Genomic DNA, 23,256 nt, shown 5'->3' on the forward strand with positions numbered 1-23,256 from the left:
AGCTGAACATGCCGCGCAGGGTCTTCTCGTCGTCGACGACGGTAGTCCGCCGGACCGCACAGCTGTGTCGACAGCGGCCGTCCACAGTGCAGCTCACCGATATGCACCCACGCAGCGCGAGACCCCCGCTCCGACAATGGAAGCGGGGGTCTCGCAGTTCAGGACTCAGTCGATTTCAGGGCTCAGTCGTTTTCAGGGCTCAGTCGTTTTCAATGCTCAGTCGTTCTCAGGGAATCCGAGGTTGATGCCGCCGTGGCTCGGATCGAGCCACCGACTGGTGACAGCTTTACCGCGGGTGAAGAAGTGCACACCTTCCATTCCGTGGGCATGGGTGTCGCCGAACAGACTGTTCTTCCAACCACCGAAGCTGTAGTACGCCATGGGGACCGGGATCGGGACGTTGATGCCGATCATGCCGACCTCGACCTCGTTCTGGAAACGCCGGGCAGCACCACCGTCGTTGGTGAAAATGGCGGTGCCGTTGCCGTACGGGTTCGAGTTGATGAGCTCGAGTGCCTCGTCGTATGTATCAACGCGGACGACCGAGAGGACCGGCCCGAAGATCTCGTCGGTGTAGATGGACATGTCGGTGGTGACGTTGTCGATCAGCGTCGGGCCGAGCCAGAAGCCGTCCTTGCCGCCGTCGGCCTGGACCGTACGGCCGTCGACCACGATGGTCGCGCCGGCGGCTTCGCCGGCATCAACGTAGGAGGCGACCTTGTCGCGGTGCGCCTTGGTCACCAGCGGTCCCATGTCTGCGCCGCGGGTGCCGTCGCCGGTGACCAGTGGTGTGGTGCGCTCGACGATCTTCGCCACCAGTTCGTCGGCGATGTTCCCGACGGCAACCAGCGCGGAGATGGCCATGCAACGCTCACCTGCCGATCCGAAGCCGGCGTTGACCATGGCGTCGGCCGCGAGGTCCAGATCGGCGTCGGGGAGAACGATCGCATGGTTCTTCGCTCCGCCGAGAGCCTGGACGCGCTTACCGTTCGCAGTGCCGGTGGAGTAGACGTACTGCGCGATCGGTGTCGACCCGACGAAGCTGATCGACTTGATTGCCTTGTTCTCGAGCAATTCGTCGACGGAGACCTTGTCTCCCTGGAGCACGTTGAAGACACCCGGAGGTAGGCCGGCTTCTTCCCAGAGCTCGGCGATCCACAGCGACGCTGTCGGATCCTTCTCGCTGGGCTTGAGAACGACCGTGTTACCTGCCGCAATGGCGATGGGGAAGAACCACATCGGCACCATCGCCGGGAAGTTGAACGGAGAAATGATCCCGACGGGTCCGAGAGGCTGCCGGATCGAGTAGATGTCGACCTTCGTCGATGCGTTCTCGGTGAAGCCACCCTTGAGAAGATGCGGTATTCCACAGGCGAATTCGACGACTTCCTGGCCGCGGCTGATCTCGCCGAGTGCATCGGAGAGGACCTTGCCGTGCTCGGCGGTGATGATCTCGGCGAGCTCACCCTTCTTGGCGTTGAGCAATTCCCGGAACTTGAAGACGATCGCGGTTCGCTTGGCCAACGAGGTATCTCGCCACGCCGGGAATGCCGCTGCGGCAGAGGCGATGACAGCGCGTGCATCGTCGACGGTGGCCAGCGCTACCTGGCCGGTGATCTGGCCGGTGGCGGGGTTGGTGACCGGCGCGGTCTTGTCGGACGTGCCGGCGAACGGCTTTCCGTCCACCCAATGTGCAATAACGTTGTCGGTCATGTTGTGTCCCTACGTGAGTGAAAATCAGGAGTGCTCGGAGACGTACTTCCGAATGGTGTCGAGCTGATAGCGCGAGACATCGTGCGCGTTCTCGTTCTCCGCGAACACACTCGAGACCATGACGGTGTCGCGGTCGTAGAAGCCGAGCTTGCCGAGGCCGCCGAAGAACTGGTTCCAATCGACATCACCGTCACCGATCTTGAGGTGCTGATGTACGCGTACGGCGTTGCCCGGAGGATTGGTGATGTATCGAAGCCCGTGCGAGCGATGATGATCCATCGTGTCGGCCACGTGCACCAGTCGCACCATGTCGCCCGCCGCCGCCATGATCGCGTCGAGATCGCCGCCCATGTGGAACTGGTGACATGCCACGATCACCATGCCGATGTTCTTCGAGTTGATTCCTCGAATGGTACGAACCGCCGCCAGACCGTCTTCGACGAAATCGTCGGGATGCGGATCGATCAACACATCGAGACCTTCACGTTCGATGATGGGAACCAGCTCCTCCATCGACCGGTAGAAGGCCCGTTCGGATTCCTCTGGCTTCTCGGGTCGACCGCTGAACTCGGTGTTCATGGTCGACACACCGAGGTCGACGGTGATCTGAATCGCGCGCTTCCAGTACCGAACTGCGGCCTCACGCGCGTCCTCGTCGGGACCGGACCACCGCAGCACCGGAAGCACGGATGCAATACCGACACCGGCGTCGGAACACGCCTTCTTGAACTTGGAGACGAGGTCGTCGTCGGCTTTCGGATGGTTGAAGAAAGGAATCATGTCAACATGCGGCGTCAACTGCAACCACTCGTACCCGAGATCGGCTACCACACGGGGTAATTCGAGCAGCGAGTAGTCGTGATGGAACGGAGTCGGATCGAGCGCGATCTTCATTCGCTTCACGCGCCCGGGATCGAGGACCGCGGAACCATATCCACGGCCACGGGAGCACCCGACTCGAGCGACTTCACTCCGGCCTCGCACACAGCTGCTGCGGCATAGCCGTCCCATGCGCCGGGACCGTCGACGTAGTTTCCGGTCTCGGCACCCGAGCGCACGGCGTCGACCCATCGCTGAATTTCCGTGTCGTATGCCTGCCCGAAGCGCTCCTTGAACGACGGTGTGATCGTGCCGCCCCAGGTTCCGGGCGCGGACTTACGCACCAGGCCTACATCGAGACCGATCATGGCACTGCCACCTTCGGCCACTACCTCTGTCCTGACCTCGTACGCGACGCCCGTGGTCACGAACACCTCCGCGTCGACATGCCGACCGGTCTCGGTCGTGAAGATGGCGATCTGTGGATCCTTGAGTCCCGCCGGCGCATTCGTGTTTGCAGACGGTGTGATGATCTGCACCGTCGTGATTTCCTCGTCGAGCAGGAAGCGGGTGACGTCGACTTCGTGCACCAGCGAATCCTTGACGATCATCGCGCTGTCGAAGTGCGGCGGTACAGCCGGGTTTCGATGTGCGCAGTGCACGACGAGCGGCCGACCGATGTCTCCGGAGTCGATCAGAGCCTTGAGGTCTGCGTACTCGTTGTCGAAGCGGCGCATGAAGCCGACCTGGATGAGCTTCTTGCCCAATTCGGCCTCCGCCTTCACCACTGCGAGCGAGGTTTCGACGTCCGTGGTCAGCGGCTTCTCGCACATGACGGGCTTGCCGTACTCGAGACACGCGAGGAGCTGCTTCTCGTGCGTCGGACCGGGGGTCGCGAGCAACACGGCATCGACCTCGGGATCGGCAATGGCGTCGATCGGGTCGTTGACGACCCGAGCGCCAGGGATGGACGCGGCGAGCTCTTCCGCCTTTTCGGTGAAGTAATCGTTGACGACGGCAACGCGTGCACCGGCGATCTTCGAGGAGATGCGTGCGACGTGGTCGGCACCCATCATGCCGACCCCGAGGACGGCGATGCGCAGTTCGTTGGTCATGAAAAAAGTCTCCTTGCGGGTATCAGCTGAACTGGATGGATGGGATCCCGCAGGAGCCCAGGTACTTGCGAGTGCGCTGTGCGATCGGCAGCGGGTAGTCCGGTTCGCACGGATACATGTCCTGCTCGACGATCGCGAAGATGTCTGCTGTGAGCTTGCCTTCATCGGCCAACCGCTCGATGGTCGACAGCAGTGGCGGCATGTCCGGGATGCCCAGGGGCGGTTCGGTCATCGCGCCGAGCTTGCATGCCTCGCCGAACGGCAGATCCTCCGCCTCGACTCGGGCGCGAACGGCTTCGTCGACCTGCTTGAGATGCAGGTATCCGATGCGCTCCGGTGCGCGCTCGATGATGGCGATGTTGTCTCCACCGCAGTAACTGATGTGACCGGTATCCAGGCACAGATTGACGAACTCACTCGACGTGCCATCGAGGAACCGATAGACGTTCTCCTCGGTGTCGATGTGAGAGTCCGCGTGCGGGTGGTACTGAGCCTTGACGCCGTACTGCTCGAACATGCGCTTGCCGAGCTCGTTCATGCCCTCGGTCTTCTTGCGCCACTGATCGGGGGTGAGCGTGCGGTCCTCCAGCACCGCACCGGTGCCTGGGTCACGCCACATCTCGGGAATGACGACGACGTGCTTTCCGCCCACTGCTGCAGTCAGTTTCGCGACATCTTCGATCTGGGTCCAGACCGCATCCCAGGAATCGTCCTGGTGCAGGTGCTCGAAAACGGTTCCCGCAGAGAGCTTCAGGTTGTGCGCAGCGAGCTCGTCGGACAGCTGCCGGGGGTCGGTCGGAAGATATCCGAACGGCCCGAGCTCGATCCACTCGTAGCCCGATGCGGACACCTCGTCGAGGAACCGGCCGTACGGGGTCTGCTGCGGGTCTTCCGGGAACCAGACGCCCCACGAATCAGGTGCCGATCCCACGCGAATAACGCTCATGAAAATAGTTCCTCTCGAAATATGCCGAATGTTGTGGGGTGACTACTGGCCGGACGGACGCAGGAACGGCCGCTGGATCTTCTTCCACTTCTGATACGTCTCGTATGCGGTCTTCGTCGACTCGAGGGTCGAGGTGGCACTGACCGGCACATCCCACCAGGACTCGGAATCCGGTGCAGCGATGAGTGGATCGGTCTCGACGTGGATGACCGTGCTCGTCTCGCTCGCCTTCGCCGCCTTCACCGCGTCCGTGAACTCGTTGCCGTTGTTCACCCGGACGACGTCCACGCCGAGGCTTGCCGCGTTCGCGGCCAAGTCGACCGGCAGGATGCCACCGTCCAGGCGACCGTCGTCGCTCCGATACCGGTAATCGGTGCCGAACCTCTGCGATCCGAGCGACTCCGACAGCGAACCGATGGATGCGAAACCGTGGTTCTGCACGAGAATCATGATGACCTTGACGCCCTCCTGCACGGCGGTGACCAGTTCGGTCGCCATCATCAGGTACGAGCCGTCGCCCACCATGATGAACACGTCGCGGTCGGGCTCGGCCATTTTTGCACCGATACCGCCTGCTACCTCGTAGCCCATGCACGAGAAGCCGTACTCGACGTGATATCCCTTCACATCCCTTGTGCGCCAGAGCTTGTGCAGATCACCGGGCATGGAGCCGGCAGCACACACCACGACGTCGCGGGGATCGGACAGGCTATTCGCGAGACCGATGACCTGGTTCTGATTCAGCGGTGCGGACGAATCCTCGATGGCGTACACCGAGGTCACCGTGTCGTCCCAGTGCTGCGCGAGCTCGGTGACTCTGCCACGATAGCCGTCCGACACCGTGAAGTCTCCGAGGGCCTCGGCCAGCGCGTCGATGCTCTCACGGGCGTCGGCGACGACGGAGACACCGCCCTGCTTGACCGAGTCGATCGAGGCCACGTTGATGTTGACGAACTTCACGTCGGGGTTGGTGAACGCGGTGCGCGAAGCGGTGGTGAAATCGCTGTAACGCGTTCCGATTCCGATCACGACGTCGGCTTCGGTTGCGAGCGCGTTGGCGGCCGTCGTTCCGGTGGAGCCGACGGCGCCGACGGACTGTGGGTGGTCGTACGGCAACGATCCTTTGCCCGCCTGGCTCTGCCCGACGGGAATCCCCGTCGTCGCACAGAACGAGGCAAGCGCATCGGTTGCACGCGAATAGATCACGCCTCCACCCGCGACGATCAGCGGTTTCCGCGCGCCGCGGATCACGTCGGCCGCCCGCTCGACGGCGGATTTCTCCGGGACAGGCCGGGCCACGTGCCACGTACGCGGCGCGAAGAGTGATGTCGGCCAGTCGAATGCTTCGGCCTGCACATCTTGCGGAATGGCGACGGTCGCCGCACCCGTTTCGACCGGATCGGTGAGCACGCGCATCGCACCGAGCAGAGCACTCGGCAACTGCTCGGGGCGCCACACCCGGTCGAAGTAACGAGACAGCGGCTTGAATGCATCGTTGACCGTGACGTCGCCACTGGACGGAAGTTCGAGCTCCTGCAGCACCGGCGCGCTGGCGCGCGTGGCGAAAGTGTCTGCTGGAAGCAGTAATACGGGCAGCCGGTTGATCGTGGCCAGAGCTGCGCCGGTCAGCATGTTGGTCGAGCCGGGCCCGACGCTGGCCGTCACCGCCCAGGTCTGCAGACGGTCCTTCTGGCGGGCATAGGCCACGGCGCTGTGCACCATGGCTTGTTCGTTACGTCCGAGGACATAGGGCAATTCCGGTTCGGTGCCGGCTTCGACAGAGTCGATCTCGGCCTGTAGTAATGCTTGCCCGAGGCCCGCGACATTCCCGTGACCGAAGATGCCGAAGGCTCCCGCGAAGAACTTGGCGCGGACGCCGTCGCGCTCGACGAACTGGTTGGCCAGAAACTTCACGACGGCCTGCGAGACCGTCAGATGCACTGTCGGTTCGGCGTTGTCGTTCTTGCTCGCCGAGATCGGCGCTGTGGACACCACGGTCATGCTCCTGTCGGTGCGGTGTGGAGGGGAAGGCGGGGGTCGACCGGTTGGTCGGTCCAGCTGCCGCGAATCCAGGTGTGTTCGGGGTCGTCGACGATGTTCCAGGCACGTTCGGCACCGGGTCCGGCCATGACGTTGAGGTAGTACATGTGGTACCCGGGGGCTGCAACGGACGGTCCGTGGTATCCGTGCGGAACGAGGACCACGTCTCCGGTTCGCACTTCTTCGAGCACCTCGATCGGTCGCTGCGGGGTGCCGTAGACCCGGTGGTAGCCGAAACCTGCTGCGCCCTGCGGTCCGTCGGCGATCTCGAAGTAGTAGATCTCCTCCAGAGCCGATTCGGTCGCGGTGTTCTCGTCGTGCTTGTGGCCCGGGTACGAGGACCAGTTACCACCGGGCGTGATGACCTCGCAGGCGATGATCGAGTCTGCGTCGAAAGTGTCTGCGGTACCGAAGTTGTGGACCTGTCGACTGCAGTTGCCCGCGCCGCGCAGTTCGACCGAAATATCCGATGCGGGCACGTAACGAAAGGGGAGCTCGTTCTTCGCTCGTGCCCCGCAGAGAGCGAAGCGGCCTCCGCCTGCGCTGGACACCGAGTACGCCGAATCTTTTCCGACATAGACGAAATCGGACGGGCCGTCGAACACCGAGGCCCGACCGGTGAGCTCGAACGTGGTACCGCCGCTGGTGACCGCAGCCGAACCTGACAGCGGAAGCACCATGATCTCGTCCGGACCCGAGTCGAGCTCGACCGACTGACCTGCGGAGAGCGTGAACGTCCACAGGCTCGATTCGGTCCAGCCGGCAGAGTCCGGTGTGACGACGACGTCGAATCCGTCCGCGCTACCTCTACCGGCAGCGACGTAGTACTCGGAGTTCATGTTTCACCTCACCATGTCTACGGCGGTACCGACGGCAGCTTCGACGTTTCCGTCCGGTGGATAGAGCAACGTGCGACCGACGATCAGGCCCCGAACTGCGGGAATCTCCAGTGCGCGTGCCCAACTGGCGTACGTCTCCTCAGGAGCGGTCTGCGGGTCACCCCCGAGTAGCAGTGTCGGGAACGTGGTGGCGTCCATGACACGTTCCATCTCGGGTACGACGGGAAGCTTCATCCATGTGTGGGCCGAAGTGGATCCGAGGCCCTGCGTGATGTGAATCGACTTGATGACCGCGTCGGTGCTCAAGTCGTTCTTGACGCGACCTTCGACCCTGCGTGAGAGGAACGGCTCGACCATGGCGATGAGGTTCGCCGCGGCCAGTTCGTCGATTGCCTGCGCGCAGGCGGTCATCGTCGCCAGCGTGCCCGGATCGTCGAGCGCAATCCGGGTGAGCATCTTCGCACCGTTCATCCGCGCCTTGGCCGTGGAAGCAGCTGTGGCACCCGTCATTCGATCGTCCAACTCGAACGACGCGCCGGCCAAGCCGCCGCGATTCATCGACGAGAAGACCACCTTGTCCTCGAGCGCACCGAGCAGCACGAGGTCGTCCAGGATGTCGGCGGATCCGAGCACACCGTCCACGCCGGGGTTGGCGAGCGCGGTGCGAAGCCGGTCCAGCAGCTCGGTGCGGCTGTTCATGGCGGTCATGTTCGAGCCGACCGACAGCGCTCCCCGTGCCGGGTGGTCGGCAGCAACGATCATCAGCCGGCCGTTGCCGCGGATAGTCGGGCGGGTGACCCGAGTTGCCCACGCACGTTCGATGGCCTGCGGATCGGTAGCGCGAATCGCGGTGACCTCGGCGTAAGTGGTGGCCGCGGGTGCGGGACTCAAGGTGGTCTCAGACATTGACAGCCTCCGTTGCGGTTTGTTCGGCGAGTAGAGCGACTTCGGTGGCGGTGGGCATTGCCGTCGAACATTCGAGGCGCGATGCCACGATCGCTCCTGCGGCATTGCCGTAACGCAAGATTTTCTCCAGGGGCCAACCGGCGAGCAAGCCGTGGCACAGCGAACCGCCGAAGCTGTCGCCCGCGCCGAGACCGTTGACCACGTCGACGAAATTCGGTGCCACCGTGACGGTCTGCTTCTTCGTCTTGCCGAGAACACCTTTGGGGCCCATCTTGACGATGGCAAGGGAGACCCCGAGGTCCAGGAGTGCATCGGCCGCCTTGTGCGGGTCGGTCTCACCGACTGCGATCTGACACTCTTCCTTGTTTCCGACGGCAACCGTGACCTGGGCGAGCGCCCGGCGCACCTGCTCCGTCGCGGCGGCGGGCGAATCCCAGAACATCGGCCGGTAGTCCAGATCCAACACGGTCAACGGCGCTCGATCTCGGGCCTCCCAGGCAGCGAAATGAGCGCTGCGACTGGGCTCTTCGGACAAGCCGGTGACTGTCGACCAGTACAGGCGTGCGTTGCGGACAGCATCGACGTCGATGTTCTCCGGACGGATCTGGAGGTCGGGTGCCGACGGCTTCCGATAGAAGTACAGCGGAAAGTCGTCGGGCGGGAAGATCTCGCAGAACGTGACCGGAGTCGCGAACTGGTCGTCGGTCACGACGAATCGGTTGTCGACACCCAACCGGGCCAGTTCCGCGGCCACGTATCGACCGAAGGGGTCGTTGCCGACGCCGGAGATCAACGCCGATCGGCAGCCCAGTCGCGCGGCGGCAACGGTGACGTTCGCGGCGCTACCGCCCAGGAACTTTCCGAAGGTGTCGACCTCCTCGAGACCGACGCCGGTCTGCAGTGGATAGATATCGACACCGCTTCGCCCGATGGCGAGGACGTCGAAGGCCGCGGTGTTCGCGTCGGCTGAGGTGGTCACGATCGACTCCATTGGTGTGAGGTGTTGGTTTCGAGTGGGGGCTTCCCCACGTTTCTTCGATGCGTCCACTGTGCGTGAGCTCACATAAGAATGTCAATAGTTTGTCCTGACATTCTTACTTCCGGTCAAGTGATGTTATCCATGACCTAGACTTCGTACAAACCGGTGCCCACAGCGCCCACAGAATGGCGGGAGAGACCAGTGACCACGTCGAACACAGCGGCGGCTGCAACCGAGGCGGCTCAACTTCCCGTCGAACTCAATCGGTCGAGCCCGGTGCCTCTGTACTTTCAATTGGCCCAGGCCATCGAATCCGCCATCCTGCAGGGTGTCCTCGCGCCGGGAGAGCGCTTCGAGAACGAGCTCGCACTTGCCAAGCGGCTGAGCCTGTCTCGTCCCACCACCCGGCGCGCGATTCAGGAACTTGTCGACAAGGGGCTGCTGGTACGGAAGCGGGGCGTCGGAACACAGGTGGTTCAGAGCCCGGTCCACCGACCGGTCGAGCTCACCAGCCTGTTCGACGACCTCGCCCGCGCCGGCCAGAACCCGACGACCCGCCTGCTCGACTACCAGGTCGGTCCGCCGACTCACGACGTCGCACAGGAACTGAACATCTCCGAGACGACGGACGTCGTCACCATTCGCAGGCTCCGAAGCACCAACGGTGAGCCACTCGCGGTCATGGTCAATTACCTGCCGAGCGACATAGCCCCGGATCCGGACGAGTTGGAGACCCAGGGCCTGTACTCCTCACTGCGTACGCGAGGGGTGCACATCCGGCTCGCCCGCCAGCGCATCGGCGCCCGCGCGGCCGACCGCGACGAGGCAGCCCTGCTCGACGAAAAGTACAAGGCGCCCCTACTGACCATGCACCGCACCGCTTTCGACGACTCGGGGAGCGTCGTCGAGTTCGGAGCGCACGTGTACCGGGCGTCACGGTATTACTTCGACACCACCCTGGTCGACCGCTGAAGGCCCGAGCCACACCAGGACATCGGTAACCGCCGCGGTCAGAATGGGCTCTCGACCGCGACTGTCCTGCCGCCGCTGTGCATCGAGGTGATCAACGCCTGCGCCACCACGCTCGCCTGCAGCCCGTCACGCGCCGAGGCCAGAGTGGATGTGCGCCCTTCGGTGATCGAGCCGATCCACTCGCCCAGTTGGAGTCGATAAGCGTCGGCAAAGCGAGGGACCCAGTCCTTCGAGTACGAATGACCGTGCTGCAGAGCGTGATCGGTCAGCGTCCGAACCGGCTCCGCCAGACGGCTCGCGCCATCTTCGCCGACCACCTCACAGCGGATGTCGTAACCGTAGCCGGCGTTGAGGAACAACTCCACGGTCGCCAGGACGCCACTCTCGGTTCTGATCAGCATGAACTGCGGATCGCGGCGATGCGCTGTTCGCTGGCTCGCACGAGTGGCGTGCCAGCTGACCTCGACCACCGGGGAGTCGAGCAACCACGGCACGGTATCGAGTTCGTGTATCGCGGAATTGGTGATAGTTGCCTCCGAGTCGCCGCCCGGACCGGAGGTGACCGTGCGACTCGAGCAGTGCACGATCAACGGATCTCCGACGGCACGTGAGGACACCGTGTGCTTCAACTCGACGTACCCCGGGTCGAATCGACGCATGAATCCCACGGTGACCAAGGGAATTCCGCCTGAAATCGCAGCCTCGTGGGCGCGCACCACTGTCGAGCATTCCGCGACGGTGGCTGCGAGCGGCTTCTCACAGAGGACAGGCTTGCGGGCCTCGATGCAGGCGAGCACCAACTCGGCGTGGGTGGAGTCATGGGAGGCGACGACAACGGCGTCGACGTCCGTTCGCGATATCAAAGCGTACGGGTCGATGATGCCGTCCGCGCCGACCTCGGCAGCCAGACCGGCCGCGCGGGTGGCGTCGACGTCGGCTACAGCCGTGACAGTCGCACCCGGCACCACCGAGTGCAGATTCCTAATATGGTCGGCACCCATCACTCCGGCTCCGATGACTCCTACGCGCACGCTCATGGGTTCTCACTGTCGACCTCGATGGAAATATCCGAATGTCCGGACATATGTACAACACGCGATACTAGGGTGTCCGCCATGACTTCGACCACAGAATTACTACTTCCGCCCTCACGCATCGCACCGCCCATGAATGCACCTGCGCTTCGATGGGGCATCCTGGGTCCGGGATGGATCGCTGCGCGATTCGCAGAGGCACTGCGCCACCACACTTCTCAGAAGATCACCGCCGTCGCCTCGAGAAACGCGCAGCGCGGCTCGGCCTTCGCGGCGGACTGGGGAATCCCGACCGCCCACGGCAACTACGACGACCTCGTCACACGTTCCGATGTCGACGTCGTGTACATCGCCACACCACACACTCTCCACTTCCAGCACGCAACGCTCGCACTCGAAGCAGGCAAACACGTCGTGGTGGAGAAGCCCCTCGCCCTCGACGCCCACCAAGCTCGCACTATCGCCGAGCTCGCACGATCCAAGGGACTGTTCGCAATGGAGGCCATGTGGTCTGCATTCCTGCCGAAGTTCGACGTGATCGACCAGATCTTGGCGCAGGGAATGCTCGGTGAAATCAGTACCGTCCTGGCCGACCACGGCGAGCACTTCGACACCGATCATCGAATCTACGACCCCGCACTCGCCGGTGGGCCGCTCCTCGATCTGGGGACCTACGTCGTCTACTTCGCCCAGAAGGCGCTGGGCCGGCCTGCCGGTGTCACGGCAGTGGGACAGCAGGCGAATTCGGAGCTGAACGGTCAGATCTCGGCGACCCTGACCTCGCCGACAGGTGCGCTCGCCGTTCTCAACACCACCATCCTGGCCGACACACCGAACCTCGGTGCCATGTGCGGCACGGCGGGCATGCTTCGTACCGCGGACGTCTTCTACCGGCCGGGAGACTTCACCGTGTCCCTGCGGGACGGACGATCGGCTCGGTTCATCGACCACGTCAGCGGTTACCCCGCCGGACTTGCTTACGAGGCTGCGGAAGCGGCACGTCGGATCGCCGGCGGAGAGCTCGAAAGCCCCTGCCACACAATGATCGACACAATCTCCACCCTCGAGACCCTCGACGAGCTGCGACGTCTGCTCGGGATCGATTTTCCTCGCTGATTGCCGCTCATCGAGACACCGGTGCAGTCCTAATGTCTGGACAAAGTATTGACTTTCTGGTGTGACCGGTATTACATCTTCTTAGGCAGTACGCCCGACCCGACATCAGCGGGTCGTCTGGTCATCGAGAGGATGTTTGGAAAATGACGTCTCGTCTGGGTTCGGTAGCGGACAGGTCCCCAAAGAACCTGGGGCGCAAAACCATCGCACTGGCGATGGGGGTCGCGTTGGCGGCATCGGTCGCCGCGTGTTCGTCCTCGGGAGGTGCTCCCGAGGAGTCCGACTCCGGAAGCAATGCAGGAACGGCCGATACGCCGAAGGCAACGATAGCGATGATCACCCACGAGGTACCAGGCGATACGTTCTGGGATCTGATTCGCAAGGGTGCCGAGGCGGCGGCCGCGAAGGACAACATCGAACTGCGCTACTCCGCAGATCCCGAAGCGCCGAATCAGGCCAACCTGGTCCAGAGTGCGATCGACTCGAAGGTCGACGGCATCGCAGTGACGCTGGCCAAGCCCGACGCGATGGCCCCCTCTGTGGAGGCCGCAGAAGCGGCAGGAATTCCGGTGGTCGCGTTCAACTCCGGCTACGACTCCTGGAAGGACATGGGAGTCGGCCAGTACTTCGGCCAGGACGAGACCATCGCCGGCCAGGCTGCCGGTGCCCGGTTGACGGCGGACGGTGCGAAGAAGACACTCTGCATCATCCAGGAGCAGGGTCAGGTGGCTCTCGAATCTCGCTGCGCCGGAGTGACGTCCGGATTCACCGGTGGCAGCACCGAGATCCTCAACGTCAACAGCAAAGACATGCCCTCCGTGGAGGCCACGATCACTGCCAAGTTGCAGCAGGATCCGTCCATCGATCACATCGTCGCGCTCGGAGCCCCGATCGCCTTGACCGCCGTGCAGTCCAAGGCCAACGCCGGTAGCAATGCCACCATCGTCACCTTCGACACCAACGCTGCACTGGTCGATGCGATTACGGCCGGAGACGTTGCATGGGCGATCGACCAGCAGCCGTACCTGCAGGGCTACCTGGCCATCGACTCGCTGTGGCTCTACCTCAACAACGGCAACACCATCGGAGGCGGCACCCCCGTTCTGACCGGGCCCGCGTTCATCGACTCGACCAATATCGACGCCATCGCCGAGTACGCCAAGAACGGTACTCGCTGAACCCGACGCTCACCGGCAGCCGATCATCGCTGCCGGTGAGCGTCGTACCAGCAGGGAAGGAATACCATGTCCACGCAGGCCGACCTGGATCTGTCCAAACACACTGTCGTCGTCGATGAGCGGGTGAAGAAGCAGAAGCCGTTGCAGCGCTTGTTGATTCGCCCGGAGATCGGGGCTCTCTTCGGCGCGATCATCATCTTCGTGTTCTTCTGCATCGTCGCACCACCGTTCCGCTCCCCCGAAGCGCTCGCCACCGTCCTCTACGCGTCGTCGACGATCGGCATCATGGCCATCGGAGTCTCGTTGCTGATGATCGGCGGCGAGTTCGATCTGTCGACCGGAGTCGCGGTCACCTTCTCGTCCATCATGGCGTCGATGATTGCCTACAATCTGCACTTGAACGTGTGGATCGGATCGGCGTTGGCGTTGGTGCTGGCGCTGGCGGTCGGGTTCCTCAACGGGTATCTGGTGATGAAGACCAAGATTCCCTCGTTCCTGATCACCCTCGCAAGCTTCTTGATGCTCACCGGAATCAACCTCGCCGTCACCAAGTTGGTGACCGGACAGGTAGCAACACAGTCGATCTCGGACATGGACGGGTTCGATTCCGCCAAAGCGGTGTTCTCATCCTCGTTCTCGTTGTTCGGAGTCTCCATCCGGATCACCGTCGTGTGGTGGATCGTGTTCACTCTCGCAGCCACCTGGGTGCTGATGAAGACCCGGATCGGCAACTGGATCTTCGCCGTCGGCGGCAACCAGGACTCGGCCCGCGCGATCGGTGTACCGGTGACGAAGGTCAAGATCGGTTTGTTCATGTTCGTCGGCTTCTGCGCCTGGTTCGTCGGTATGCACCTGCTGTTCGCGTTCAACACCGTTCAGTCCGGCCAAGGCGTCGGCAACGAGTTCCTGTACATCATCGCCGCCGTCATCGGTGGGTGCCTGCTCACCGGCGGGTTCGGAACTGCCGTAGGCGCTTTCATCGGTGCGTTCATCTTCGGAATGGCCAACCAGGGCATCGTCTACGCCGGGTGGAACCCCGACTGGTTCAAGTTCTTCCTCGGCGCGATGCTGCTGTTCGCCGTCATCGCCAACAACTCGTTCCGCACCTACGCTGCCAAGAGGTAATCATGACCGTTCATGCCGACACCCCCATCGAATCCGAACCCGCAGGCGGAGGTAAAACGCCCCTCATCGAACTGAAGAACGTGGGAAAGAGCTACGGCAACATCATCGCTCTGCAGGGCATCAACCTGCGCGTGGGTGCCGGTGAAGTCACTGGAGTCCTGGGCGACAACGGAGCCGGCAAGTCCACCTTGATCAAGATCATGGCAGGCCTGCATCAACAGAGCGAAGGAGAACTGCTCGTCGACGGCAAGGCGACCACGTTCGACTCCCCCAAGGACGCGTTGAACCAAGGCATAGCGACGGTCTACCAGGACCTTGCCGTGGTTGCGCTGATGCCCGTGTGGCGCAACTTCTTTCTCGGTCAAGAGCTCCGCAAAGGCACTGTGTTCAAGTCGCTCGACACCAATGCCATGCGCGCGACGACCATCGAGGAATTGCACAAGATGGGCATCGACCTACCCGATGTCGATGCACCCATCGGGTCCCTCTCCGGTGGTCAGCGTCAGTGTGTTGCCATCGCTCGCGCCATCTTCTTCGGTGCGCGTGTACTGATCCTCGACGAGCCGACCGCTGCCCTCGGCGTCAAGCAGTCGGGAATGGTGCTGCGCTACATCTCCGCAGCCAAGGAACAGGGCTTCGGCGTCGTCTTCATCACCCACAATCCCCACCACGCCTACATGGTCGGCGATCACTTCGTCCTACTCAACCGTGGCCGACAGAAGCTCGATTGCAGCTACGAGGACATCTCGCTCGACGACCTCACGAAGGAAATGGCGGGCGGCGACGAGCTCGACACCCTCACCCACGAACTCCGGCGGTAATTCGGGCTCGTCACCCACCTGCTGTATCGGGCCGGTCCGATCGGACCGGCCCGCACATCTTTCGAAAGGGAGTTTCGTTGTGCGGTCGACTCGGTCTGTTCGTGTCGGAGTAGCTGGTTTCGGATGGATGGGACGGGTGCACACCCAGGCGTATTCCCGGCTGACGCAACACTATCCAGACCTCGGCCTGCGCCCGGAGTTGGCGATGGTCGCGGACGAGCTCGAAGGCCGAGCGGACGACGCTGCCGATCAGTTCGGCTTCGCGGCGGCGACAACCGATTGGCACGAGATCCAATCCGACCCGACGATCGAGGCCGTCTCGATCACAGCGCCCAACTTCCTGCATCGCACCATCGGAACCGCAATGGTCGAAGCGGGAAAACACATCTGGATCGAGAAGCCGGTCGGTCTCTCCGCCGACGACGCGCGGGCAGTTGCGCGCGCCGCCGACAAGGCGGGCGTGCAGACGGCCGTCGGCTTCAATTACCGCAACGCTCCTGCGGTCGAGGAAGCCAAAGCTCTGGTGGAATCCGGCGAACTCGGAACGATCACTCATGCCAGATTCAGATTCTTCAGCGACTACGCGGCACATCCTGACGGAGCGCTGAGCTGGCGCTTCGAGCGGGCCCGCGGCGGTAACGGTGTACTCGGCGATCTCGCCTCACACGGAGCCGATCTGGTCTACTACCTGCTGGGCGAAATCGAATCCCTGGTGGCAGACACTGCAATCTTCGTTCCCGAGCGGACGAAGCCGAGCGGGTCCGCCACCGGTCACGCTCTCGCCGCCGGAGGTGAACGCGGGACCGTCGAGAACGAGGACTTCGTCAGCAGCCAACTCCGCCTGCACAGCGGAGCTCGCGTCGTACTCGAGGCAAGTCGAGTGGCCGTCGGCGATCAGAACTCGTACGGATTCGAGATTCACGGCACCAAAGGTGCTGTGTCCTGGGACTTCCGCCGGCTGGGCGAACTCTCCCTCAGCACGGGTGGCCGATACCAGGATCAACCTGCATCGACCGTCTACGTCGGACCTTCGCACGGGGAATACGGTGCATTCCAACCCGGTTCTGCGTCCTCCATGGGTTACGACGACCTCAAGGTCATCGAGGCAATGCGCTTCTTCAAGTCCATCGGAGACGGAAAGCCCTGCGGCGCAACGCTACGAGACGCCGTCCGCAGCGCCGGGGTACTCGATGCCATGTCCGAATCGGTTGCATCGGGACGCTGGATCCAGCCCGGCACCGAGTAGTCGGCGCTTACCGCTGACGATCCCGTTGCAAGGACCGTGTCGCCTCCTTGACTTGTGCGTTCCGTCAGTCCGGATTGCTGCACCGCTTCCGCGGTCTACTTTTCGGCTAGACCTAGAGCGGCTGAGAGATATTCACGTGAATCTCGAAACGTCTGCGCGACGCCGCGCCCCGCGACGGCTCTGTACCGACTGATCTGGTCGTCATCGAGAAGGTCGAGCACAGTGCTGGAATCCGCGTGCATCCAACCGCCGTCTCGCACCAATTCGTGGGCGCGTTTGCCCTGCAGGGCTGCGATTCCCTCGACCCTGATTCCATTCGGATCGGTGGACACTGCGATGTGGTAAGCCTTCTTGCCGGGGTAACCGGCCTTGACCTTCGAGCGCAACCGCAATACGGCATCGACCGCGTCGTCGACGGCAGATGAATGGTCGTCGGAGCCCGATTCGGCAGCAGAGACTCGCGCAATCTCAGCATCCAGTCCAGCAAGCAATGTGGCGAGGTACTCGAGGTCGCTCATCAACTCATGATGCCCTACGACAGTAGGATCTCGAACCAGCACCCGACGAGGTTCACAATGCAGCTCCAGCCACGTCGGCGGCTGAGGCCCGGCAGATCAGCTCCTCCGTTTCGAATTACCGACTCCGATCGGCGTCGGGTATTCCAAGCCGAGGAGTCGATTTCGCCGCGCATTGCTCCTCCGAATCCTCTCGACAAGGAGCTGTGTGTTGCCGCTCGCCGTAGTGCCAGCGGGGGAAAGCTGATGAGCCGAAACGCAGGGGCGGTCACGGAACGCTGCGTCCGCAGCCAACGCCCTCGTTCGGCTCCCTGCGTTCATCGTGTCCTTCCTTCGGTATCGGTCTTCACGACTACACCGCCAGTTCAGTGGATCGACGCAGGGATCTGGCTGCCGTCAGGGTGCCTGCGCCAATGGAGAGTACGAGGCAGGCGGTGATGGAAGTGGCAACCACAGTGGGATTTACTTGCGCTGACACAGCCCTGCCGACGGACGCCGAGAATCCCGACGCAATCGCTGCCAGCGCCGGCAACGAGACCAGTAGTCCGAGAATGACACCTACCCCGACGGTGATTGCAGACTCGGCCGCAACGCCTTTCACGATTTGCCGAGACGTGCCGCCCGCCAGCTTCAGCGCAGCGAACTGACCTCGACGACCTTGCGCGGACATGGCGGCGGTATTCGCGACAGCGATTGCGGTGTACCCCACCGCCAGAATGATCAGCACCAGACTGAATTGACGCATGAGCCAACTGTCGCGTTCGTAGTCTGCTGCTGCGTAGTCGAAAGCGTCGTACACCGTCGCACCTGACCCCAAGCTCGTGGGGGCATCTGCCTGCGGAACGAATACCGCTTCGGCCAACGACCCCGGATCGTGTTTGCGGACGGTGTCCCTCGACAGATCGAATCCAGCCATCGACGCGTCGATGTCGCGCACCGCTACGATGGTCAACTGCTCGGACTCGCCGTCTCGGAAGCCTACGTCTATGGTCTGTCCCTGTGTCCACCCGAACTTGTCGGCCAAAAGAGTTGACACAACGGCATTTTCAGGCCCCTGATCACCTTCGTCGAGCCAGCCGACGCCGTCGAGCACCGTCTGAGGTTTGCCATCGGGTTCGACGAACACGCGTGTCGGGAGCGCCGCGCGGACGACTCCGGCTCGAGAAGCCTGTGCCACTTCTTCATCCGTGAGGCCAGGTTTGTCGACCGGCCACACGATGGACTGGCCTTCGAGCGGTTCCGCTGCTTCCAGAGGATAGGCGGTCGCACTGGTCGCGACGTACCCACTGATCAGTACTGCGAAAGCGACGGTTGCAATCACAGGTGCCGCGAGGGCAGCGGTGCGGGAAGTCGAGTTGATCAACTCCGCCCTCACCAGCATCGCGCCTGCACCTCGAACTCGCCGTACCGGCCACGTCACGACCCGAACGATCGGACCGATCACGACCGGGGCAAGGAGAGTGGCCGCAACGGTGAGCGCCATCGTCGCCGCCATCGCGCTGTAGATACGAGTGTCCGCGCTCGCTGCTCCCGCGACGACTATGACGACAACCCCAACCGACACGGCTGCGAGTCCACCGATCCAGCGACCCCGCGACATACCTGAGGCGGGTGCCGCCGCAGAGCGAAGCGCCTCCATCGGCGGTATTTTCGCCGAACGGTTGCTCGCTGCCCACGCTCCGGCCACTGCCACGACGACACCCGCTACAATCGCACCGAACATCGGTGCGACGCTGAATTCGATCTCGTACCCGCGCGGTGCGACGTCGATGCGCTGAAGCACGATTGCCATCAACGGTGCGGCGGCGACTCCGATGGCTGCGCCGACGACACCACCGGCAACACCGGTGATCAATGCTTCTCCGAGCACCATTCCGCGGACCTGCGACGGTAGTCCGCCCACATTCCTCAGCAAACCCATCTCGCGGCGTCGCTCGGCGACGTTGAATGCAAATGTGGAGGAGACCACGAACATACTGACGAAGCAACCGAGCAACGCCATTGCGGTAACCAGCTGCACGGCCAGGAAACGCTCGCGTGCAGGGTAAGCCGGTTCCAAGAGCGACCGTTCCTCACCGCTGACGATCTTTCCACGATCACCGACCACTGCGGCGGCGGCATCCTTCACAACAGACGCAGATGCATCGGGTGTCAGCTGCAGGCCGATTGCCGTAACCCCGGGAGCTTGCCGCGCCGCAACCTCGTCCGTTACGAATACTCCCCTCTCCGCAAATGATTCGGCGTCACCGGCAGTAGATGTGTCGACCGTGCCCGACACCTGCATCTGGCGGGGACCTTCGGTGAACAGTATCGACACCTGTTGCCCGACAGAGAATCCGAGACTCGAATCCAGAACGACTTGGTCGTCACTTCGAGGCGCGGCACCGGTCACCAACGGGTACGGTGCGAGCGCGGCACTGCTCCAGCCGTGTCCAGCGGAGAGCGCCTCGTCGCCCGCGGCGATCGGCGCACCGTCACGTGTCGCCTGGGCGAAGAAGGCGCGGTCCTGGACCGGCTGCTCGACGCCATCGACTTCGGAAAGTTGTTGCGCCAGCTGATTGCTCTCCTCGACCGACCAGGGCCTGCTGTCGGCAGCAGTGCCGCTCTCGTTCGAGGCCTGCTGAGGTACCGCGAACATGTCGGTTCCCTCGACCCGTGGCGGAACCTGTGCACCCGACGAACCCCACACGAGCAGCGTCATCGTGATGAGCCCTACGCCGAGGCACACCGCCATGAAGGCTCCCACGAAGCTGGTCCACCGCGTTCGCACGTTGGCCAGTGCGAGCGATGCGGCCGCGCCACGCCCGAACCGAGACTGCGCGCCGGTATGTTTACTCCTCCTCGAAATCATATGTCACCCCTCCATATTGGCCATGCGGGCCGCCACTGTGGCCGCGTTCGTGCGACGATCGGATTGATCCTGGAGCACTCGATCGACGATCCGGCCGTCTGCCAAGAACAACACTGCGTCGGCGTACGAAGCGGCCGCCGGGTCATGGGTCACCATGATCACGGTTTGATCGTGTCGATCGACCAGCGAGCGCAGTCGTCGCAACACATCGTGCGAGGTGTTTGTGTCGAGTGCGCCAGTCGGCTCGTCAGCAAACAGAACCGACGGCTTTGTGAACAGAGCGCGGGCGAGGGCGACGCGCTGCTGCTGGCCGCCGGACATCTCACTCGGTCGGTGGTGTGCTCTTTCGGCGAGTCCGACCTCGGCCAACGCTGCAAGCACATCTTTCTGATCGGGACGTGCCCCGGCGAATCGCATGGGGAGCTCGACATTCTGGGCCGCCGTCAGCGAACCGACCAGGTTGAAAGCCTGAAAGACAAAGCCGATGTTCTCGCGACGAAGCAGGGTTCGATCTCGCTCGCCGAGGCCGCTGAGCGCAGTGCCCGCAATGGTCACATCGCCCCCACTCACTTCGTCGAGACCGGCGGCGCATTGAAGTAACGTCGACTTACCCGACCCGGACGGGCCCATGATGGCGGTGAAGGTGCCCCTCGGGAAGCCAACGGACACATCGTCCAGTGCCGTGACCGAGTTGTCGTTCGAACCGTAGGTCTTCGTGACCGACCGTAGTTCGACTATCTGTTCTGTCGCACGCAGGGGAGTATCTACCGTCGAAGTTTCCATACCTCCATCCAATAGCCGGCAGCACACGGAAGCACGGGTGTAGGTACGACTCTTCAGGGTAGTGATAGCCGGAGGGTCCATGCGACGAGTGCCCCGACCCCAGCCGCGATGCGAGATCAGGTGATCCCGCTCTGCTCGAGCGCGCGACACCGAATTGCGCTGTCAACGAGACCGACTCGTCGGGTTCACCGTCGCTCCCCCAGCCGCGCCGACGTCGTTCGCATTTTCTGAGCCCCAGCGATCTCGGCTGACCCTTCTGGATCGCACCGTAGATACAACTGCTCCACCGCCGGCCACACAACGCCCTCGGCGTCACCGAGCCCCGGACGCTTCACCGAATCCAACACCGTCTGCTCCGCCGACCCAATCGGATCGTGCCGCGTCGGGACTGCAACCATGGCCGTCGCCAACGCCCGCGGAATCAGACCGTGCAACCGCGCAGCTCTGATACCCATCACGACAGCGTCATCGCGGCGCAGGCGTCGTTTCGATCCACCGCCTCGAATCAGCTCCTCCGTTTCGGATACCTGACTCCGATCGGCGTCGGGTATTCCACACCGGGGAGCCGATCCAGAGAGGCGCGGGCAGAGAAAAACTCCGGTCCCCAGCAACCGGGGGCGGAGCGTTGGAGCCTCCTAACGGGATTGAACCGTTGACCGCTCGCTTACAAGGCGAGTGCTCTACCGCTGAGCTAAGGAGGCAGTGAAGCGAGCCAAGCATATCCGTTCATCGGACGCTCAGTGTCAACAGGTACCTTGTCGGTGGATCACCCCAGCAACGTGTAAAGACGGTCATGACTTTCCTGCAAGACCTGACGGCTTCGCTGAGCCGTCTCACCGGTGAGCGTCGGGCCACCATCGATACGCCGACCGCAGCGCCGTCACCCCTACGCCCGATCGATCTGACCGACGATGCGTCGGTCGCGGAGGTTCTGGACCTCGCGGTTCGCGTCGGCGAGGTGTTGTTGGCCTCGGGCACATCGGCGGTGGATACGGCGACGCAGGTGCAGTTCATCGCGGCGACGTACGGCCTCGCGCGGTGCGATGTCGACGTCACGTACAACTCGATCACTCTGAGCGCCCATCGCGGCCCGACGCGTCCTCCGGCGTCGACGATGCGCATCGTGCATTACCGCTCGATGGACTTCACGCGGCTGGCCGAGGTCGACCGTCTCATTCGCGCGGTCCGCGTAAAGATGGTCCCGCCCAGTGTGGCTCTCGACCGGCTCGACGACATCACCAAGGCCCCGCACCCCTACAACCGCTGGATCGCGACCCTCGCCTGGTCCGGCATGGCCGCGGCCATCAGTGTGCTGCTCGGTGGTGGCCCCCTGGTGGCCGTGGTCAGCTTCCTGACGACGATGGTGATCGACCGCATCGGACGAGTGCTCAACCGCGCAGGCCTGCCGTTCTTCTTTCAGCAAGTCGTCGGCGGCTTCGTGGCCGCAACACCGGCGATCACGCTGTACAACTTTCAGGACCAGCTCAACATCAGCATTTCGCCGTCGCAGATCATCGCGGCCGGTGTGGTCGTGCTGCTGTCGGGACTCTCGCTCGTCGGCTCTGTGCAAGACGCGATCACCGGTGCCCCGATCACGGCGTCGGCGAGGTTCTTCGAGGTGTTGATGATGACCGGCGGCATCATCGCCGGTGTTGCGACGTCCCTGCGGATTGCGGCGTTGATCGGTAGCGATCTGCCCCAGATCAGCAACTTGGCACCGCCGGACATCCTGCAGGTCCCCACGAAAGTGCTCGCAGGCGCGGCAGCGTCGTTGTTCTATGCACTTGCCTGCTACGCCGAGCGACGTGCGCTGACGGCTGCGTTCATGGGCGGATTCGCAGGCTCCCTCGTCTACCTGCTGTCGCAGACGCTCAATGTAGGTCCGATCATCGCCTCGGCCATCGCCGCTGTTGTCGTCGGATTCGCGGGTGGTCTGCTGGCCCGTCGAGCGCTCATTCCGCCGTTGATCGTGGCCGTTGCCGGCATCACGCCGTTGCTGCCGGGTCTCTCGCTGTACCGCGGTCTGTACGCGATCCTGAACGATCAACTATTGCTGGGAATCAGCTCACTGTTCGCGGCGTTCGGCGTCGGTTGCGGCCTGGCCGCCGGCGTGACCCTGGGTGAGTGGGGTGCCCGCACCCTGCGCAGGCCGCGCATCCTAGCGCGCACCGAGGAACTACTGCGCCCGACGCTTCGCCGCAAAGAAGAACCGCGCCGACCGACGGTTCGTCGGCGGCGCGGCACGGGTACTTCGTAAC

General features: G+C 63.2%; 20 protein-coding genes and 1 tRNA gene. 7 read left to right on the top strand and 14 right to left on the bottom strand.

The features are described from left to right. Positions 1–216: 216 nt before the first annotated feature. Genes O4220_RS04755 through iolC form a run of 8 tightly spaced genes read right to left on the bottom strand, consistent with a single transcriptional unit; the run spans position 217 to position 9,369 of the window. Entirely contained in the window at positions 217–1,713 is a 1,497-nt protein-coding gene (locus O4220_RS04755) for a CoA-acylating methylmalonate-semialdehyde dehydrogenase (RefSeq protein WP_269602482.1), read from the bottom strand. Positions 1,714–1,737: 24 nt separating this feature from the next. Then, positions 1,738–2,607 carry a sugar phosphate isomerase/epimerase family protein gene (locus O4220_RS04760; RefSeq protein WP_269602483.1) on the bottom strand — a complete coding sequence of 290 codons (870 nt, stop codon included), beginning with the start codon at positions 2,605–2,607 and terminating at the stop codon, positions 1,738–1,740. Between the two features lie 5 nt (positions 2,608–2,612). Further along, entirely contained in the window at positions 2,613–3,647 is a 1,035-nt protein-coding gene (locus tag O4220_RS04765; RefSeq protein WP_269602484.1) for a Gfo/Idh/MocA family protein, read from the bottom strand. A gap of 22 nt (positions 3,648–3,669) precedes the next feature. Beyond that, positions 3,670–4,593 (bottom strand): sugar phosphate isomerase/epimerase family protein, encoded by a 924-nt coding sequence (locus O4220_RS04770; RefSeq protein ID WP_269602485.1) that lies wholly within the window; start codon positions 4,591–4,593, stop codon positions 3,670–3,672. Positions 4,594–4,635: 42 nt separating this feature from the next. Further along, positions 4,636–6,594, bottom strand: a complete 1,959-nt coding sequence (iolD, locus tag O4220_RS04775) for a 3D-(3,5/4)-trihydroxycyclohexane-1,2-dione acylhydrolase (decyclizing) (RefSeq protein ID WP_269602486.1) — start codon at positions 6,592–6,594, stop codon at positions 4,636–4,638. Next, complete coding sequence (gene iolB / locus O4220_RS04780; RefSeq protein ID WP_269602487.1) at positions 6,591–7,472, bottom strand: 5-deoxy-glucuronate isomerase; 882 nt, start codon at positions 7,470–7,472, stop codon at positions 6,591–6,593. Before iolB ends, iolD begins: the two co-directional genes overlap by 4 nt. Positions 7,473–7,475: 3 nt before the next feature. After that, positions 7,476–8,378 carry a Cgl0159 family (beta/alpha)8-fold protein gene (locus tag O4220_RS04785; RefSeq protein ID WP_269602488.1) on the bottom strand — a complete coding sequence of 301 codons (903 nt, stop codon included), beginning with the start codon at positions 8,376–8,378 and terminating at the stop codon, positions 7,476–7,478. Next, the gene (gene iolC / locus O4220_RS04790) at positions 8,371–9,369 is read right to left on the bottom strand and encodes a 5-dehydro-2-deoxygluconokinase (RefSeq protein WP_269602489.1); all 999 of its coding nucleotides are present in this window, start codon (positions 9,367–9,369) and stop codon (positions 8,371–8,373) included. The genes O4220_RS04785 and iolC overlap by 8 nt, the downstream gene beginning before the upstream one ends. Positions 9,370–9,558: 189 nt before the next feature. On the opposite strand from iolC, the gene O4220_RS04795 reads away from it, so the two are divergent. Beyond that, the gene (locus tag O4220_RS04795) at positions 9,559–10,329 is read left to right on the top strand and encodes a GntR family transcriptional regulator (protein WP_269602491.1); all 771 of its coding nucleotides are present in this window, start codon (positions 9,559–9,561) and stop codon (positions 10,327–10,329) included. Positions 10,330–10,367: 38 nt separating this feature from the next. On the opposite strand, the gene O4220_RS04800 is transcribed toward O4220_RS04795, so the two are convergent. Then, positions 10,368–11,366, bottom strand: coding sequence for a Gfo/Idh/MocA family oxidoreductase (locus O4220_RS04800; RefSeq protein ID WP_269602493.1), 999 nt, complete (start codon positions 11,364–11,366; stop codon positions 10,368–10,370). A gap of 78 nt (positions 11,367–11,444) precedes the next feature. Between O4220_RS04800 and O4220_RS04805 the strand changes: the two genes are divergently transcribed. From O4220_RS04805 to O4220_RS04825, 5 genes are all read left to right on the top strand, one after another. After that, positions 11,445–12,479: a Gfo/Idh/MocA family protein gene (locus O4220_RS04805; protein WP_269602494.1), complete on the top strand. Its 1,035-nt coding sequence runs from the start codon at positions 11,445–11,447 to the stop codon at positions 12,477–12,479. Between the two features lie 143 nt (positions 12,480–12,622). Beyond that, entirely contained in the window at positions 12,623–13,657 is a 1,035-nt protein-coding gene (locus O4220_RS04810; protein ID WP_420030312.1) for a substrate-binding domain-containing protein, read from the top strand. 66 nt (positions 13,658–13,723) lie between these two features. Beyond that, complete coding sequence (locus O4220_RS04815; protein WP_269602496.1) at positions 13,724–14,782, top strand: ABC transporter permease; 1,059 nt, start codon at positions 13,724–13,726, stop codon at positions 14,780–14,782. Positions 14,783–14,784: 2 nt separating this feature from the next. Continuing rightward, positions 14,785–15,603, top strand: a complete 819-nt coding sequence (locus tag O4220_RS04820) for an ATP-binding cassette domain-containing protein (protein ID WP_269602497.1) — start codon at positions 14,785–14,787, stop codon at positions 15,601–15,603. Between the two features lie 79 nt (positions 15,604–15,682). After that, a complete protein-coding gene (locus tag O4220_RS04825; protein WP_269602498.1) occupies positions 15,683–16,849 on the top strand; it encodes a Gfo/Idh/MocA family protein in 1,167 nt (388 codons plus the stop codon). A 95-nt stretch (positions 16,850–16,944) separates the two neighbouring features. On the opposite strand, the gene O4220_RS04830 is transcribed toward O4220_RS04825, so the two are convergent. The 5 genes from O4220_RS04830 to O4220_RS04850 all read right to left on the bottom strand — a co-directional run bounded on the left by O4220_RS04830 (position 16,945) and on the right by O4220_RS04850 (position 21,699). Then, a complete protein-coding gene (locus O4220_RS04830) occupies positions 16,945–17,367 on the bottom strand; it encodes a phosphate acetyltransferase (protein ID WP_269602499.1) in 423 nt (140 codons plus the stop codon). 349 nt (positions 17,368–17,716) lie between these two features. After that, positions 17,717–20,215: an ABC transporter permease gene (locus tag O4220_RS04835; RefSeq protein ID WP_269602500.1), complete on the bottom strand. Its 2,499-nt coding sequence runs from the start codon at positions 20,213–20,215 to the stop codon at positions 17,717–17,719. 3 nt (positions 20,216–20,218) lie between these two features. After that, the gene (locus O4220_RS04840; RefSeq protein ID WP_269602502.1) at positions 20,219–20,998 is read right to left on the bottom strand and encodes an ABC transporter ATP-binding protein; all 780 of its coding nucleotides are present in this window, start codon (positions 20,996–20,998) and stop codon (positions 20,219–20,221) included. A 185-nt stretch (positions 20,999–21,183) separates the two neighbouring features. Then, positions 21,184–21,453, bottom strand: a complete 270-nt coding sequence (locus O4220_RS04845; RefSeq protein ID WP_269602504.1) for a hypothetical protein — start codon at positions 21,451–21,453, stop codon at positions 21,184–21,186. 171 nt (positions 21,454–21,624) lie between these two features. Next, positions 21,625–21,699: transfer RNA gene (locus tag O4220_RS04850), tRNA-Thr, on the bottom strand. Between the two features lie 92 nt (positions 21,700–21,791). On the opposite strand from O4220_RS04850, the gene O4220_RS04855 reads away from it, so the two are divergent. Next, entirely contained in the window at positions 21,792–23,255 is a 1,464-nt protein-coding gene (locus tag O4220_RS04855; protein ID WP_032376227.1) for a threonine/serine ThrE exporter family protein, read from the top strand. Position 23,256: the final 1 nt, after the last annotated feature.

Source organism: Rhodococcus ruber (assembly GCF_027270735.1).
GTDB classification, from domain to species: Bacteria; Actinomycetota; Actinomycetes; order Mycobacteriales; family Mycobacteriaceae; genus Rhodococcoides; species Rhodococcoides rubrum_A.

Excerpts from the sequence above, each read along its gene's own strand:
- O4220_RS04755 (WP_269602482.1), bottom strand. The coding sequence starts at position 1,713 with ATGACCGACAACGTTATTGCACATTGGGTGGACGGAAAGCCGTTCGCC.
- O4220_RS04760 (WP_269602483.1), bottom strand. The coding sequence starts at position 2,607 with ATGAAGATCGCGCTCGATCCGACTCCGTTCCATCACGACTACTCGCTG.
- O4220_RS04765 (WP_269602484.1), bottom strand. The coding sequence starts at position 3,647 with ATGACCAACGAACTGCGCATCGCCGTCCTCGGGGTCGGCATGATGGGT.
- O4220_RS04770 (WP_269602485.1), bottom strand. The coding sequence starts at position 4,593 with ATGAGCGTTATTCGCGTGGGATCGGCACCTGATTCGTGGGGCGTCTGG.
- iolD (WP_269602486.1), bottom strand. The coding sequence starts at position 6,594 with ATGACCGTGGTGTCCACAGCGCCGATCTCGGCGAGCAAGAACGACAAC.
- iolB (WP_269602487.1), bottom strand. The coding sequence starts at position 7,472 with ATGAACTCCGAGTACTACGTCGCTGCCGGTAGAGGTAGCGCGGACGGA.
- O4220_RS04785 (WP_269602488.1), bottom strand. The coding sequence starts at position 8,378 with ATGTCTGAGACCACCTTGAGTCCCGCACCCGCGGCCACCACTTACGCC.
- iolC (WP_269602489.1), bottom strand. The coding sequence starts at position 9,369 with ATGGAGTCGATCGTGACCACCTCAGCCGACGCGAACACCGCGGCCTTC.
- O4220_RS04800 (WP_269602493.1), bottom strand. The coding sequence starts at position 11,366 with ATGAGCGTGCGCGTAGGAGTCATCGGAGCCGGAGTGATGGGTGCCGAC.
- O4220_RS04805 (WP_269602494.1), top strand. The coding sequence starts at position 11,445 with ATGACTTCGACCACAGAATTACTACTTCCGCCCTCACGCATCGCACCG.
- O4220_RS04810 (WP_420030312.1), top strand. The coding sequence starts at position 12,623 with ATGACGTCTCGTCTGGGTTCGGTAGCGGACAGGTCCCCAAAGAACCTG.
- O4220_RS04815 (WP_269602496.1), top strand. The coding sequence starts at position 13,724 with ATGTCCACGCAGGCCGACCTGGATCTGTCCAAACACACTGTCGTCGTC.
- O4220_RS04820 (WP_269602497.1), top strand. The coding sequence starts at position 14,785 with ATGACCGTTCATGCCGACACCCCCATCGAATCCGAACCCGCAGGCGGA.
- O4220_RS04830 (WP_269602499.1), bottom strand. The coding sequence starts at position 17,367 with ATGAGCGACCTCGAGTACCTCGCCACATTGCTTGCTGGACTGGATGCT.
- O4220_RS04835 (WP_269602500.1), bottom strand. The coding sequence starts at position 20,215 with ATGATTTCGAGGAGGAGTAAACATACCGGCGCGCAGTCTCGGTTCGGG.
- O4220_RS04840 (WP_269602502.1), bottom strand. The coding sequence starts at position 20,998 with ATGGAAACTTCGACGGTAGATACTCCCCTGCGTGCGACAGAACAGATA.
- O4220_RS04845 (WP_269602504.1), bottom strand. The coding sequence starts at position 21,453 with ATGGGTATCAGAGCTGCGCGGTTGCACGGTCTGATTCCGCGGGCGTTG.
- O4220_RS04855 (WP_032376227.1), top strand. The coding sequence starts at position 21,792 with ATGACTTTCCTGCAAGACCTGACGGCTTCGCTGAGCCGTCTCACCGGT.